This is a genomic window from Streptococcus sp. HF-100, from assembly GCF_015594635.1.
GTDB lineage: Bacteria > Bacillota > Bacilli > Lactobacillales > Streptococcaceae > Streptococcus > Streptococcus vaginalis.
The window spans coordinates 48,791-62,891 of record NZ_JADNQV010000007.1 but is presented as its reverse complement, the minus strand read 5'-3'; the positions used below and the strand labels follow the sequence as shown (position 1 = coordinate 62,891).

The window sequence follows — 14,101 nt, the reverse complement described above, 5'->3', positions numbered from 1 at the left end:
CCAAATGAAATCATATAAAATTGCACCGTCTATTTTAAGTGCAGACTATGCAAACTTTGAATCAGAATTGAAAAAATTAGAAGCCACAGGGGCAGAGTACGTTCATATTGATATTATGGACGGACATTTTGTTCCCAATATCAGCTTCGGTGCGGGTGTGGTAGCGAGCATGCGACCACACAGTAGATTGGTATTTGATTGTCATCTTATGGTCTCCAATCCAGAACACCATATTGAAGATTTTGCTCGTGCGGGTGCAGATATTATCAGCATCCACGCTGAAGCAACGCCACATATTCACGGAGCTTTGCAAAAGATTCGGGCTGCTGGTGTCAAGGCAAGTGTCGTTATCAATCCAGGAACGCCTGTTGAAGCGGTGAAAAATGTTTTGAATTTGGTCGATCAAGTCTTGGTTATGACTGTTAATCCGGGCTTCGGTGGACAAGCCTTTCTGCCAGAAACAATGGATAAAGTACGCGAATTAGTCATTTTGAGAGAAGTGAACCAATTAGACTTTGATATTGAAGTAGACGGTGGTATTGATGATGAAACCATTGGCATTGCCAAAGAAGCTGGTGCTAATGTCTTTGTGGCAGGTAGTTACGTTTTCAAAGGTGATGTCGCTCATCAGGTTCAAACCTTGAAAGAAGCATTGCATGATTAAAATTGCTCTCTTTGCTGGTGGGACGATAGATAATTTTCAAATGGATTTTGACCTCTTTATCGGAGTAGATAGGGGAAGCCTGCTTCTCATTGAACAAGGTATTTGTCCAGACCTAGCGGTCGGTGATTTTGATTCCGTTTCGGAGAAAGAGTTGGCTTTGATTTGTTCTCAATCGAAAGAGGTACTTCAAGCACAACCTGAAAAAGATGATACGGATTTGGAGTTGGCGGTTAAAGCTGTTTTTGCACGTTATCCACAGGCTCAAGTGACGATTTTTGGGGCTTTTGGCGGGCGCTTGGATCATACTTTGGCAAATATTTTCTTGCCGAGTAATCCTGAAATTACTCCTTATATGCAGCAAATTCGACTGTGCAATGCACAAAATGAGCTCCGCTATTGCCCTCAAGGGCGTCATGAGATAAAGCCAGTAGCTGGTATGAACTATCTAGCCTTTATGCCTGCGGACGATAGCCGGTTGACCATTGAAGGGGCTAAATATCCTTTAAACGAATCCAATTATTTTTTTAAAAAAGTGTATGCTTCTAACGAATTTATAGATGAGCCCGTTTTTTTAGAGTGCCAATCAGGTTATGTTATTGTCATTTATAGCAAAGACAGGAGTTAGTATGGAGTTTGTAATCATCCTCTTATTGTTGGGAAATCTTATTGTGACCTTTCTTTTGTGGCAAAAGAATCAGCAACAGACAGACCAACAGAAAAAGATTTTTGAAGATCAAGCCGATCAGTTATCTGATCAGTTGGATTATCGTTTTGAACAGGAGCGGCAGCAGAGCCTTTTAGCACAGCAACAGCTGGAATTAACTCTGGGAGATCGTTTGGGAGAAGTGCGCACGGATTTACATCGAAATTTAACAGAAATGCGGTTAGAGATAAGCGAGAATCTAACCAAAAATCGTGATAAGACAGACGAACGAATGCGTCAGATTCAGGAGTCAAATGACCGTCGTTTAGAACAAATGCGCCAAACAGTGGAAGAAAAATTAGAGAAAACGCTGCAGACGCGGTTGCAAACCTCCTTTGAAACGGTTTCTAAACAGTTGGAGTCAGTCAATCGTGGTCTAGGCGAGATGCAACATGTAGCGCGTGATGTGGGCACTCTAAATAAAGTGCTCTCCAACACCAAAACGCGTGGAATTTTAGGTGAATTGCAACTCGGTCAGATTATTGAAGATATTATGACACCGAGCCAGTACGAACGCGAATTTGCGACAGTTGCAGGCTCTAGTGAACGCGTAGAGTACGCGATTAAATTACCGGGGCAAGTAGAAAAAGAATACATTTATTTGCCAATTGATTCCAAGTTTCCGCTTGCTGACTACTATCGCTTAGAGGATGCTTATGAGTCAGGAAACAAAGAAGAGATTGATTTGTACCGCAAGTCTTTGTTGGCTAGTGTCAAACGTTTTGCCAAGGACATCAATAAGAAATATTTAGCGCCTCCTGCAACAACAAACTTTGGCGTGATGTTTTTACCAACGGAAGGGCTTTATTCAGAAGTCGTTCGCAATCCGGAATTCTTTGACAGTTTGCGTCGAGACGAGCAGATTGTGGTCGCAGGACCATCTACGTTGTCTGCCCTACTCAATTCGCTTTCGGTCGGTTTTAAAACGCTCAACATTCAAAGAAGTGCAGATGACATCAGCAAGGTTTTGGGCAATGTCAAATCAGAATTTAATAAATTTGGTGGCATTTTGCTCAAGGCGCAAAAACATTTGCAACACGCTTCTGGCAATATTGATGAATTGCTGACGCGCAGAACCAATGCTATCGAGCGAACTTTGCGCCATATTGAAATTTCGGACAAGTCGGACTTAAATGGTCTGCTAGATTTCCAAGATGAAGAGGAAGAATATGAAGATTAACCAAATGAAAAAAGACGAGCTATTTGAGGGATTTTATCTCATCAAATCCGCTGAACTACGTCAGACAAGGGCTGGAAAAAATTATTTGGCATTTACCTTTCAAGATGATACGGGAACGATTGAAGGAAAATTATGGGATGCTCAACCTCACAATGTAGAAGAATTTACTGCTGGAAAAGTCGTGCACATGCAAGGGCGCAGAGAAGTGTATAACAACACCCCTCAAGTCAATCAAATTACCTTGCGATTGCCTAAAGTTGGCGAGCCAAACAATCCAGCTGATTTTAAGGAAAAACCACCAGTTGATGTCCAAGAACTACGTGAATATCTGGCACAAATGATCTTCAAAATTGAAAATCCAGTTTGGCAGCGTGTGGTGCGAGCTTTGTATGCTAAATACGATAAAGAATTTTACTCCTATCCAGCAGCGAAAACCAATCACCACGCTTTTGAGGCAGGACTTGCTTTTCATACAGCTACAATGGTGCGGCTGGCAAATGCCATTGGTGAGATTTACTCGCAATTAAATAAGAGCTTGCTCTATGCAGGAATTATGCTCCATGATTTAGCAAAGGTGCTGGAATTGACAGGTCCAGAGCAAACAGAATACACCGTTCGAGGCAATCTCATCGGACACATCGCTTTGATTGATGAAGAAATAACAAAGGTGTTGGCAGAATTAAAAATTGACGACACTAAAGAAGATGTCATTGTTCTCCGTCATGTTCTGCTAAGCCATCATGGCTTGTTGGAGTACGGCAGTCCTGTCCGTCCGAAAATCATGGAAGCTGAAATTATCCACATGATTGACAATTTAGATGCGGAAATGATGATGATGACTTCGGCTTTAGCCTTGGTTGGCGAGGGTGAGATGACCAATCGAATCTTTGCTATGGACAATCGCTCTTTCTATAAGCCTAATTTTGATAAGTAAAAAGCGAAAAACGAATGTTATTGCAAAAATAATGTTCGTTTTTTGGGTTGATTATGATATAATGAAGAAAATAAAATAAATTGGTGAAAAAATGAAATTAAGAAGAAGTGAACGCATGGTAGTCATTTCTAACTACCTAATCAATCATCCGTACGAATTAACAAGTCTCAATACATTTGCTGAGAAGTATGAGTCCGCAAAATCTTCCATTTCCGAAGATATTGTCATTATCAAACGTGCTTTTGAAGAAATGGAAATCGGGCATATCGAAACCATTACAGGAGCAGGAGGAGGCGTTATTTTTACTCCTTCTATCTCGGATAAAGAAGCTAGAGCAATGGTGGAAAACCTCCGTACGAAATTGTCTGAAAGCAATCGAATTTTACCCGGTGGCTACATTTACTTATCGGATTTGCTGAGTACGCCTTCTATTTTAAACAACATTGGACGCATTATTGCCAAGACGTTTCGAAATCAAAAAATTGATGCCGTAATGACTGTTGCCACAAAAGGAGTGCCGTTGGCAAATGCAGTGGCAAATGTGTTAAATGTTCCATTTGTCATTGTGCGCCGCGACTTGAAAATCACAGAGGGTTCAACGGTTAGTGTCAATTATGTGTCTGGTTCAAGTGGTGACCGTATTGAAAAAATGTTTTTGTCGAAACGGAGCCTGAAAGCTGGAAGCCGTGTGTTAATCGTAGATGATTTCTTAAAAGGTGGCGGAACAGTCAATGGCATGATTAGTCTTTTACGAGAATTTGATTCGGAATTGGCTGGCGTAGCGGTCTTTGCGGAAAATGCACAGACAGAACGCGAACATTTGGATTACAAATCATTGTTGAAAGTGACAGCTATTGATGTGAAGTCCAACAAAATCAGCGTAGAAGTTGGCAATATTTTTGACAAATAGATGAGGTGAAAATTTGAAAAATATATTGGATAAATTGGATCAAAGCTCCTTGTGGCTGAGAGTTTCGATTGTTACAGTTTTGGCACTCATTCTTGCTGCGGGATTATTTTTCGTTAAAAAGCAAGATGACGCGGCGCGTGCAGCCGCTCCGACTGTAAGACGAACAGTTTCAATGTCAAAAACCTCAGAGTCGAAAGCAGAAAAGGACAAAAAAGAACAAGCGAAAATTGTGCAAGAAGCAGAAGAGGCTGTTAAAAAACTGGAAGCGGAGCAGACAACAGCTAATGTAACAGCTGCTCAGGAAAAAGTAGATAAGGTAAAAGACGAAACACAAAAGACTCAATTTCAACAGCGGATTAAGGCAGTCAGTGATGCGATTGCGGCGCGTGCAGCTAGCGAAGCAGCTGCTACAGAAAGTCAAAATGCTGTGACGCCTCAAACAGATGCAGGGCAAACGTACCAACAAACTTATCCTCAAACCTATCAAGCGCCAGCAACTTCAGCCACCACAGGACAGGCTGAGACCAATTCAGCTCAAACTCCAGCCGCAAATACTACGGGGCAGTAACTGGGATTTCAATAGGAAAACTATAAAAAATATATTGACAAAGAAAGTGTCGTCGTGTTATACTAATAGACGGTACTTTTTACTTTTGGTCTCTCAAAAGTGTACAGAGACGTGCTGACAAATGTTGCAAAAGTACACGCAGATGATAGCTGTCACCAAGTGTATCATCACCAAAATTAAAAAAATACAGGAGAAATGTAGATGCCTACAATTAACCAATTGGTTCGCAAACCGCGTAAATCAAAAGTAGAAAAATCTAAATCACCAGCTTTAAACGTTGGTTATAATAGTCTTAAACGTGTACCTACTCGTGAAAACTCACCACAAAAACGTGGTGTTGCAACTCGTGTTGGTACTATGACACCTAAAAAACCTAACTCAGCTCTTCGTAAATTTGCTCGTGTACGTTTGAGCAACTTGATCGAAGTGACTGCTTATATCCCAGGTATCGGACATAACTTGCAAGAACACAGTGTTGTGCTTCTTCGTGGTGGACGTGTAAAAGACCTTCCAGGGGTACGTTACCATATCGTTCGTGGTGCACTTGATACTGCAGGTGTAACCGATCGTAAACAAGGCCGTTCTAAATACGGTACGAAAAAACCAAAAGCATAAGGAAAGGGGATAAAGATCAATGAGTCGTAAAAACCGTGCGCCTAAGCGCGAAGTATTGCCAGATCCGCTCTACAATTCAAAATTAGTGACACGTCTTATCAACCGCGTTATGCTTGATGGGAAACGTGGTACAGCAGCTTCAATCGTATATGGTGCTTTTGAACAAATCAAAGAAGCTACTGGAAATGATGCACTTGAAGTATTTGAAACAGCAATGGAAAATATCATGCCTGTACTTGAAGTACGTGCTCGCCGTGTTGGTGGTTCTAACTACCAAGTCCCAGTTGAAGTTCGTCCAGAACGTCGTACAACTCTTGGACTTCGTTGGTTGGTAACTATTTCACGTTCACGTGGAGAACACACTATGCAAGATCGCCTTGCAAAAGAAATCATGGATGCAGCTAACAATACTGGTGCAGCTGTTAAAAAACGTGAAGATACTCACCGTATGGCTGAAGCTAACCGTGCTTTTGCTCACTTCCGCTGGTAAGATTGCTTCTCTTTTTAGAGAATTGCAAAAGCTCTTTCAAAGGCTTAGTACTCTTACTAATTAGCATGAGTAATCAACAAGCGGGTAGGATTTGCCTACTCGCTTTTCTTAAAATATGTTATAATAAACTGTAAATAAAATAATAGGAGAAACAACCAAATGGCTCGCGAATTTTCACTTGAAAAAACTCGTAACATCGGTATCATGGCTCACGTCGATGCTGGTAAAACAACAACGACTGAACGTATTCTTTACTATACCGGTAAAATCCATAAAATTGGTGAAACACACGAAGGTGCTTCACAAATGGACTGGATGGAACAAGAACAAGAACGTGGTATTACTATTACATCTGCTGCAACAACAGCACAATGGAAAGATTACCGTGTCAACATTATTGACACACCAGGACACGTGGACTTCACAATTGAAGTACAACGTTCCCTTCGTGTATTGGACGGTGCAGTAACTGTCCTTGACTCACAATCAGGTGTTGAACCTCAAACAGAAACAGTTTGGCGTCAAGCAACTGAATATGGTGTTCCGCGTATCGTATTTGCTAACAAAATGGATAAAATCGGTGCAGACTTCCTTTACTCAGTAAGCACTCTTCACGATCGTCTTCAAGCAAATGCTCACCCAATTCAATTGCCAATCGGTGCAGAAGATGACTTCCGTGGTATCATTGACTTGGTTCGTATGAAAGCTGAAATCTATACAAATGACCTTGGAACAGATATTCTTGAAGAAGATATTCCAGCTGATTATCTTGAACAAGCCCAAGAATGGCGTGAAAAATTGGTCGAAGCAGTTGCTGAAACTGATGAAGACTTGATGATGAAATACCTTGAAGGTGAAGAAATTACTGAAGCAGAACTAAAAGCTGCCATCCGTAAAGCAACTATCAATGTTGAATTCTTCCCAGTTCTTGCTGGTTCTGCCTTCAAGAACAAAGGTGTTCAAATGATGCTTGATGCAGTTATTGACTACCTTCCAAGCCCACTTGACATTCCAGCTATCAAGGGTGTAAACCCAGATACTGAAGAAGAAGAAACTCGTCCTGCATCTGATGACGAACCATTTGCAGCACTTGCTTTCAAGATTATGACAGACCCATTTGTTGGTCGTTTGACTTTCTTCCGTGTGTACTCAGGTGTCTTGAACTCAGGTTCATACGTTTTGAATACTTCTAAAGGAAAACGTGAACGTATTGGACGTATCCTGCAAATGCACGCTAACCACCGGAATGAAATCGAAACAGTTTACTCTGGTGACATTGCTGCAGCTGTTGGTTTGAAAGATACTACAACTGGTGACTCATTGACAGATGAAAAGGCAAAAATTATCCTTGAATCTATCGAAGTTCCAGAACCAGTTATCCAATTGATGGTTGAACCTAAGTCAAAAGCTGACCAAGATAAGATGGGTATTGCCCTTCAAAAATTGGCTGAAGAAGACCCAACTTTCCGCGTTGAAACTAACGTTGAAACTGGTGAAACAGTTATCTCTGGTATGGGTGAACTTCACTTGGATGTCCTTGTAGACCGTATGCGTCGTGAATTCAAAGTTGAAGCAAACGTAGGTGCTCCTCAAGTATCTTATCGTGAAACTTTCCGTGCACAAACATCAGCACGTGGATTCTTCAAACGTCAATCAGGTGGTAAAGGTCAATTCGGTGATGTTTGGATTGAATTTACTCCAAATGAAGAAGGAAAAGGATTCGAGTTTGAAAATGCTATCGTTGGTGGTGTGGTTCCACGTGAATTCATCCCAGCTGTAGAAAAAGGTTTGATTGAGTCAATGGCAAACGGTGTTCTTGCTGGTTACCCAATCGTTGACGTGAAGGCAAAACTGTATGATGGTTCATACCACGATGTCGACTCATCAGAAACAGCCTTCAAAGTTGCTGCCTCTCTTGCTCTTAAAGAAGCTGCTAAGACTGCGCAACCAACCATTCTTGAACCAATGATGCTTGTTACAATTACTGTACCAGAAGAAAACCTCGGTGACGTTATGGGACACGTAACAGCTCGTCGTGGACGTGTTGATGGTATGGAAGCTCATGGTAACAGCCAAATCGTTCGTGCCTATGTTCCACTTGCTGAAATGTTCGGTTATGCAACAGTTCTTCGTTCAGCATCACAAGGACGCGGTACTTTCATGATGGTATTTGACCACTACGAAGATGTACCGAAGTCAGTACAAGAAGAAATCATTAAGAAAAATAAAGGTGAGGCTTAAGATAAGCTGATTTTGGAGCGCCTGCGCAAGCAGGTGCTTTTTGCATATCTCCCACTTAGCTTCCGAAAATGAAAGAGAAATGAAAATCTTTGAAAGGAATGATATTCCTTGTTAATAATGCTGAAATCAGTTGCAATTTTAAGGGATAAAGTATATAATAGATATGTTGAAAGGTGATTTGTAGCAACTCAAGTTACTCTTTTCACATAAAAATTTTTTGATTTTCATAAGGAGGAAATCACGAATGGTAGTTAAAGTTGGTATTAACGGTTTCGGTCGTATCGGTCGTCTTGCATTCCGTCGTATCCAAAACGTAGAAGGTGTTGAAGTTACTCGTATCAACGACCTTACAGATCCAGTTATGCTTGCACATTTGTTGAAATATGACACAACTCAAGGTCGTTTCGACGGTACTGTGGAAGTTAAAGAAGGTGGATTCGAAGTTAACGGTAAATTCGTTAAAGTTTCTGCTGAACGTGACCCAGAACAAATCGACTGGGCTACTGACGGTGTAGAAATCGTTTTGGAAGCAACTGGCTTCTTTGCTAAGAAAGATGCAGCTGAAAAACACCTTAAAGGTGGAGCTAAGAAAGTTGTTATCACTGCTCCTGGCGGAAACGATGTTAAAACAATCGTATTTAACACTAACCACGATGTTCTTGATGGTACTGAAACAGTTATTTCAGGTGCTTCATGTACTACAAACTGCTTGGCTCCAATGGCTAAAGCACTTCAAGACAACTTCGGTATCGTTGAAGGTTTGATGACAACAATCCACGCTTACACTGGTGACCAAATGATTCTTGACGGTCCACATCGTAAAGGTGATCTTCGCCGTGCTCGTGCTGGTGCTGCAAATATCGTTCCTAACTCAACTGGTGCTGCTAAAGCTATCGGTCTTGTTATCCCAGAATTGAACGGTAAACTTGATGGTTCAGCCCAACGTGTTCCAACTCCAACTGGATCAGTTACTGAATTGGTTGCTGTTCTTGAAAAGAATGTAACTGTTGATGAAGTAAATGCAGCTATGAAAGCAGCAGCTAACGAATCATACGGTTACACAGAAGATCCAATCGTATCTTCAGATATCGTAGGTATGTCATTTGGTTCATTGTTTGATGCAACTCAAACTAAAGTTCTTGATGTTGACGGAAAACAATTGGTGAAAGTTGTATCTTGGTACGATAACGAAATGTCATACACTGCACAACTTGTACGTACTCTTGAATACTTTGCAAAAATTGCTAAATAATTCATCAGTATAGAAAAGGGAGGCTTGCCTCTCTTTTTTGTTGTCATTCGCTCCTCGGCTCAGACTTGTGGAAGTTGGGAGTTGAATATGTATAAAAATTAAATTAGAATGTTGATAAAACTCCAGAGTTTCCACTCGTTTGGTCGTTATGACCAAGCTACAATAAAAACAACTTGACTTTACCCAAATCAAGTTGTTTTTTTACTATGTAAGGATTGTATTGCTAGATTTCTTCATCTGGTGTTAAAATCATTGGGATGATAATGGGCTCACGCTCTGTGTTTTCATATAAAAATGGTCTAAGAGCATTTACGATAGCACCATTGACTGACTGGATGCTAGCATCTTTATTTTTTAATGCAATACGAATCGCATTGAAAAGAATACGTTGGCTATGACGGATCAGTTCACCTGATTCACGCATATAGATAAAACCGCGACTAAGAATATCAGGACCAGCCAAAATCATTTTTGATTTAAAGTCAACGGTAGCTACTGCAAGGACAACGCCATCTTCGGAAAGGTCACGTCTGTCGCGAAGGACTGCGGCACCGATTTCTCCGATACGATTACCATCAACATAAATATCTTGGGCATTGAAACTTCCTGCAATACGAGCTGAATTGGCAGTTAAAGCAAGGACGTCTCCATTGCTCATGATAAAGATATTCTTTTTAGGGATGCCTGTATCCATTGCAAGTCCAGCATGAACTTTTTGCATGCGGTATTCACCATGGACTGGCATGAAATACTTCGGTTTTATCAAGCGAAGCATGAGTTTTTGTTCTTGTTGCCCTCCGTGCCCAGAGGTATGGATATTATTGATTTTTCCATGGATAACATCAACGCCAGCTTCTGAAATGGTGTTGATGAGCTTATTGACACTGGTGGTATTTCCAGGGATAGGACTAGAAGAGAAAATCACTGTATCACCTGGTTGAAGCTGCACTTGACGATGTGTTCCATTCGCAATGCGTGAAAGAGCTGCCATTGGCTCTCCTTGACTTCCTGTACACATGATTAGAATTTCATTTGCGGGATAGTCTTTGATTTCGTTTGGTTCGATGAAGGTTCCTTTAGGTGTTTTGATGTAACCTAGCTCAATTCCATTGGTAATGGCTTTTTCCATTGAGCGTCCAAAAACAGCAATTTTTCGGCCAGTTTTAACCGCAGCATCCGCAGCTTGTTGAAGACGGAAGATATTTGAGGCAAAGGAGGCAAAAATAATCCGCCCGTGAATGCCTTCAATGATTTTCATGATAGATTGACCAACGACTTTTTCGGAATTTGTGAAAGTTGGAATTTCTGCATTGGTGGAATCAGAAAGAAGTGCTAGAACGCCATCTTCCCCAAGAGCTGCCATTCGATGTAAATCTGCTGGCTCGCCAACGGGGGTAAAGTCAAACTTGAAGTCACCCGTACAAACAATTTTCCCTTGAGGTGTGTGGATGACAATTCCCAAAGGCTCTGGGATAGAGTGAGTTGTGCGGAAGAAGGTTGCTTTTAAATTTTTAAATTGAAGTTCGGTATTTTGATTGATTTCGTAGAGTTTAGCGTCACGTAAAAGTCCGTGCTCTTCCAATTTACCACGAATCAGTGCAAGGGCAAGTGGTCCAGCATAAATGGGAACATTTGCTTGCTTGAGAAGGAAGGGAATCCCTCCGATGTGGTCTTCGTGACCGTGAGTAATCAACACTCCTTTGATACGGTCAATATTTTCTACGATATAAGAATAATCAGGAATGACATAATCAATCCCTAAGAGGTCGTCTTCAGGAAATTTAATCCCTGCATCAACGATGATAATCTCATCTTGGTATTCAATCCCATAGGTATTTTTTCCGATTTCTCCTAAACCACCAATGGCAAATACACCGACTTCTTCGGGTTTTAAAGTATATGACATGGTTTAGAGCTCCGTAATTGTAAAGTTGCCTGATTTTTTTTCGTATTCTAAATGTTTGTCAGACAAAAGTGTAATCAATTCAACATTATAAGGTGTTTTTTCTTCGACGAGTTTCCGGGCTTTGATGCGTCCTTCTAGTTCGTCTTTGGCGTCAATATCCAAGTAGAGAGAATGCGTGTTTTCCCGACGTGGATTGCGTTCTTTTGTTTCTTGATAAAAAACTTTGTAAATCATTTCAATTCCTTTCTCATTCATAATCAATCTACCAGAAAATAGCCACCTTATTTTCAAGGGCGGTCTCCATCTATTTGATTTTCTGGGTAATAAATTGATTTTGATACGTTACAATTATAATCATTATATCATAAAAAGGTTATTTAGTAAAAGAAAGAAGTGAGAAAAACTAGGAAAACGATTTTCAAAAGGTCTTGTTTTTTTGGAAATCATATTGAGGAAATCCGTATTTTTTGTAGTATAATAGAAAGTAGATTATCACAAAGGAAAGATAAGAATGAAAGTTTTAGCTTTTGACACATCCAGCAAAGCCCTAGCAATTGCGATTTTAGAAGATGAGAGTTTGCTTGCTGAGATGACGATAAATATTAAGAAAAATCATAGCGTTACATTGATGCCGGCTATTGATTCTTTAATGGAAAGTTTGGATTTGAAACCAAGTGATTTAGGTCGCATTGTAGTTGCAGAAGGTCCGGGTAGTTATACAGGTTTGCGAATTGCTGTGGCAACAGCCAAAACGTTAGCACATACGCTTAAAATAGATTTGGTAGGAGTTTCTAGCTTGCGAATTCTGGTGCCAGAGGACATTGACGGCTTGGTCATTCCTCTCATGGATGCTAGACGCAATCATGTCTATGCTGGTTTTTATGAAAATGGCAGAGCAGTTCAGCCAGAAGCTCATTTATCTTTTGAAGAAGTGTTAGAAAAAGCCAAGTCTGCTTCTCAGGTAACTTTTGTAGGAGAAGTGAAAAATTTTGCGGAGCAGATTCAATCCGCTTTGCCAGCAGCTCTTATCAAAGCAACCCTGCCAAGCGCTGTGCTCCTTGCTAAAATCGGTCTGCAACTATCGGATCGTTCTGTTCATGATTTTGTGCCGAATTACCTCAAGCGAGTGGAAGCAGAAGAGAATTGGCTCAAAAACCATCAAGAAACGAGCGATTCTTACATCAAGCGCTTATGATTGAGATTAAAAAAGATGAAAAAAAGCAGGTTGCTGATTTGGCAGAGCAGATTTACCAAGTATTAAAAGATGTGTATGCTGTCAGTCCTTGGAATATAGAGCAGATTGAGAAAGATTTACAAAATCCTTTGTCGGTTTATGTTTTGGCTTTGGAAGCTCAAAATTTAATTGGCTTTCTGGCTTTTCAAGGGTCGGATTTTGAAGCGGAAGTTTTACAAATTGCGGTTAAGAAAGCCTATCAAGGACAAAAAATTGCGACCGCTTTGTTTGAACATCTGCCAATTGACAAAGAGATTTTTCTTGAAGTGAGAGAATCCAACAAAGCAGCTCTGCTATTTTACCAAAAAGAGAAATTTATAAAAATCGCTCGGCGTAAGAATTACTATCATGAGCCAGTGGAAGATGCGATTGTAATGAAAAGAGAAAACAATGAATGACAGATATATTTTAGCTTTTGAGACCTCCTGCGATGAGACTAGCGTGGCAGTTTTAAAGAATGACACTGAACTCTTATCCAATGTTATTGCCAGCCAGATTGAGAGCCATAAACGTTTTGGTGGCGTGGTACCGGAAGTGGCTAGCCGTCACCATGTGGAAGTTATCACAGCTTGCATTGAGGAGGCTCTTGCGGAGGCTGGTATTACAGAAAAAGAAGTGACTGCAGTAGCAGTAACTTATGGACCAGGGCTGGTAGGCGCCCTCTTAGTCGGGTTGGCAGCTGCCAAGTCTTTTGCGTGGGCACATCATTTACCGCTTATTCCTGTCAATCATATGGCAGGTCATCTGATGGCGGCTCAGAGTGTTGAGAAATTAGAATACCCTCTTTTAGCGTTATTAGTCAGCGGGGGGCATACGGAATTGGTTTATGTCAGCGAAGCTGGTGATTATCAGATTGTCGGAGAAACACGCGATGATGCAGTTGGAGAAGCTTATGATAAAGTTGGTCGTGTGATGGGATTGACTTATCCAGCTGGGCGTGAGATAGATGAATTGGCCCATAAAGGACAAGATATTTATGATTTTCCGAGAGCGATGATTAAAGAGGATAATTTAGAATTTTCTTTCTCTGGGTTGAAGTCTGCCTTTATCAACCTATGTCACAATGCGGAGCAAAGGGGTGAAAGTTTGTCGAAAGAAAATTTGGCTGCTAGTTTTCAAGCTGCTGTTTTAGATATTCTCATGGCAAAAACAAAAAAAACTTTGGAGAAATATCCTGTTAAGACCTTAGTCGTTGCGGGCGGTGTTGCTGCTAATCAAGGTTTACGTGAACGTTTAGCAGCTGAAATGACAGATATCAAGGTAGTCATACCGCCTTTGCGTCTCTGTGGGGACAATGCAGGAATGATTGCTTATGCGAGCGTCAGTGAGTGGAATAAAGGGAATCTTGCAACATTGAGCTTGAATGCTAAGCCAAGTCTGGCATTTGACACAATGGAAGAATAA

At 40.9% G+C, this 14,101-nt stretch carries 15 protein-coding genes; 13 read left to right on the top strand and 2 right to left on the bottom strand.

Going from position 1 to position 14,101, the window contains the following annotated elements; translation table 11 throughout:
• Positions 1 to 4: 4 nt before the first annotated feature.
• The 10 genes from rpe (at position 5) to gap (ending at position 9,557) form a co-directional block, all read left to right on the top strand.
• Positions 5 to 664 carry a ribulose-phosphate 3-epimerase gene (rpe, locus tag IYQ23_RS07600; RefSeq protein ID WP_049517041.1) on the top strand — a complete coding sequence of 220 codons (660 nt, stop codon included), beginning with the start codon at positions 5 to 7 and terminating at the stop codon, positions 662 to 664.
• Positions 657 to 1,289, top strand: coding sequence for a thiamine diphosphokinase (locus IYQ23_RS07595; protein WP_195674550.1), 633 nt, complete (start codon positions 657 to 659; stop codon positions 1,287 to 1,289). The genes rpe and IYQ23_RS07595 overlap by 8 nt, the downstream gene beginning before the upstream one ends.
• Before the next feature lies 1 nt (position 1,290).
• Complete coding sequence (locus IYQ23_RS07590; protein ID WP_195674549.1) at positions 1,291 to 2,547, top strand: DNA recombination protein RmuC; 1,257 nt, start codon at positions 1,291 to 1,293, stop codon at positions 2,545 to 2,547.
• Entirely contained in the window at positions 2,537 to 3,481 is a 945-nt protein-coding gene (locus IYQ23_RS07585; protein ID WP_049517038.1) for a 3'-5' exoribonuclease YhaM family protein, read from the top strand. Before IYQ23_RS07590 ends, IYQ23_RS07585 begins: the two co-directional genes overlap by 11 nt.
• 91 nt (positions 3,482 to 3,572) lie before the next feature.
• Positions 3,573 to 4,391, top strand: a complete 819-nt coding sequence (gene purR, locus IYQ23_RS07580) for a pur operon repressor (protein WP_195674548.1) — start codon at positions 3,573 to 3,575, stop codon at positions 4,389 to 4,391.
• A gap of 13 nt (positions 4,392 to 4,404) precedes the next feature.
• Entirely contained in the window at positions 4,405 to 4,959 is a 555-nt protein-coding gene (locus IYQ23_RS07575; protein ID WP_195674547.1) for a hypothetical protein, read from the top strand.
• Positions 4,960 to 5,160: 201 nt separating this feature from the next.
• Complete coding sequence (gene rpsL, locus IYQ23_RS07570) at positions 5,161 to 5,574, top strand: 30S ribosomal protein S12 (protein ID WP_003026451.1); 414 nt, start codon at positions 5,161 to 5,163, stop codon at positions 5,572 to 5,574.
• Between the two features lie 19 nt (positions 5,575 to 5,593).
• Positions 5,594 to 6,064: a 30S ribosomal protein S7 gene (gene rpsG / locus IYQ23_RS07565; protein ID WP_003026449.1), complete on the top strand. Its 471-nt coding sequence runs from the start codon at positions 5,594 to 5,596 to the stop codon at positions 6,062 to 6,064.
• 159 nt (positions 6,065 to 6,223) lie between these two features.
• The gene (gene fusA, locus IYQ23_RS07560) at positions 6,224 to 8,305 is read left to right on the top strand and encodes an elongation factor G (RefSeq protein ID WP_003026447.1); all 2,082 of its coding nucleotides are present in this window, start codon (positions 6,224 to 6,226) and stop codon (positions 8,303 to 8,305) included.
• Positions 8,306 to 8,549: 244 nt separating this feature from the next.
• Complete coding sequence (gene gap / locus IYQ23_RS07555; protein WP_003026445.1) at positions 8,550 to 9,557, top strand: type I glyceraldehyde-3-phosphate dehydrogenase; 1,008 nt, start codon at positions 8,550 to 8,552, stop codon at positions 9,555 to 9,557.
• 223 nt (positions 9,558 to 9,780) lie between these two features.
• On the opposite strand, the gene rnjA is transcribed toward gap, so the two are convergent.
• Together rnjA and IYQ23_RS07545 are read right to left on the bottom strand one after the other, a co-directional pair.
• Positions 9,781 to 11,463 (bottom strand): ribonuclease J1, encoded by a 1,683-nt coding sequence (gene rnjA, locus IYQ23_RS07550; protein WP_117645104.1) that lies wholly within the window; start codon positions 11,461 to 11,463, stop codon positions 9,781 to 9,783.
• A gap of 3 nt (positions 11,464 to 11,466) precedes the next feature.
• On the bottom strand, positions 11,467 to 11,697 hold the full coding sequence (locus IYQ23_RS07545; RefSeq protein ID WP_106384694.1) for a DNA-directed RNA polymerase subunit epsilon: 231 nt from the start codon (positions 11,695 to 11,697) through the stop codon (positions 11,467 to 11,469).
• 277 nt (positions 11,698 to 11,974) lie between these two features.
• Between IYQ23_RS07545 and tsaB the strand changes: the two genes are divergently transcribed.
• The 3 genes from tsaB to tsaD are packed head-to-tail and all read left to right on the top strand — an operon-like array spanning position 11,975 to position 14,101.
• Positions 11,975 to 12,658, top strand: a complete 684-nt coding sequence (tsaB, locus tag IYQ23_RS07540) for a tRNA (adenosine(37)-N6)-threonylcarbamoyltransferase complex dimerization subunit type 1 TsaB (RefSeq protein ID WP_195674546.1) — start codon at positions 11,975 to 11,977, stop codon at positions 12,656 to 12,658.
• Complete coding sequence (gene rimI, locus IYQ23_RS07535; RefSeq protein WP_003026437.1) at positions 12,655 to 13,095, top strand: ribosomal protein S18-alanine N-acetyltransferase; 441 nt, start codon at positions 12,655 to 12,657, stop codon at positions 13,093 to 13,095. Before tsaB ends, rimI begins: the two co-directional genes overlap by 4 nt.
• Positions 13,088 to 14,101 carry a tRNA (adenosine(37)-N6)-threonylcarbamoyltransferase complex transferase subunit TsaD gene (tsaD, locus tag IYQ23_RS07530; RefSeq protein ID WP_195674545.1) on the top strand — a complete coding sequence of 338 codons (1,014 nt, stop codon included), beginning with the start codon at positions 13,088 to 13,090 and terminating at the stop codon, positions 14,099 to 14,101. Before rimI ends, tsaD begins: the two co-directional genes overlap by 8 nt.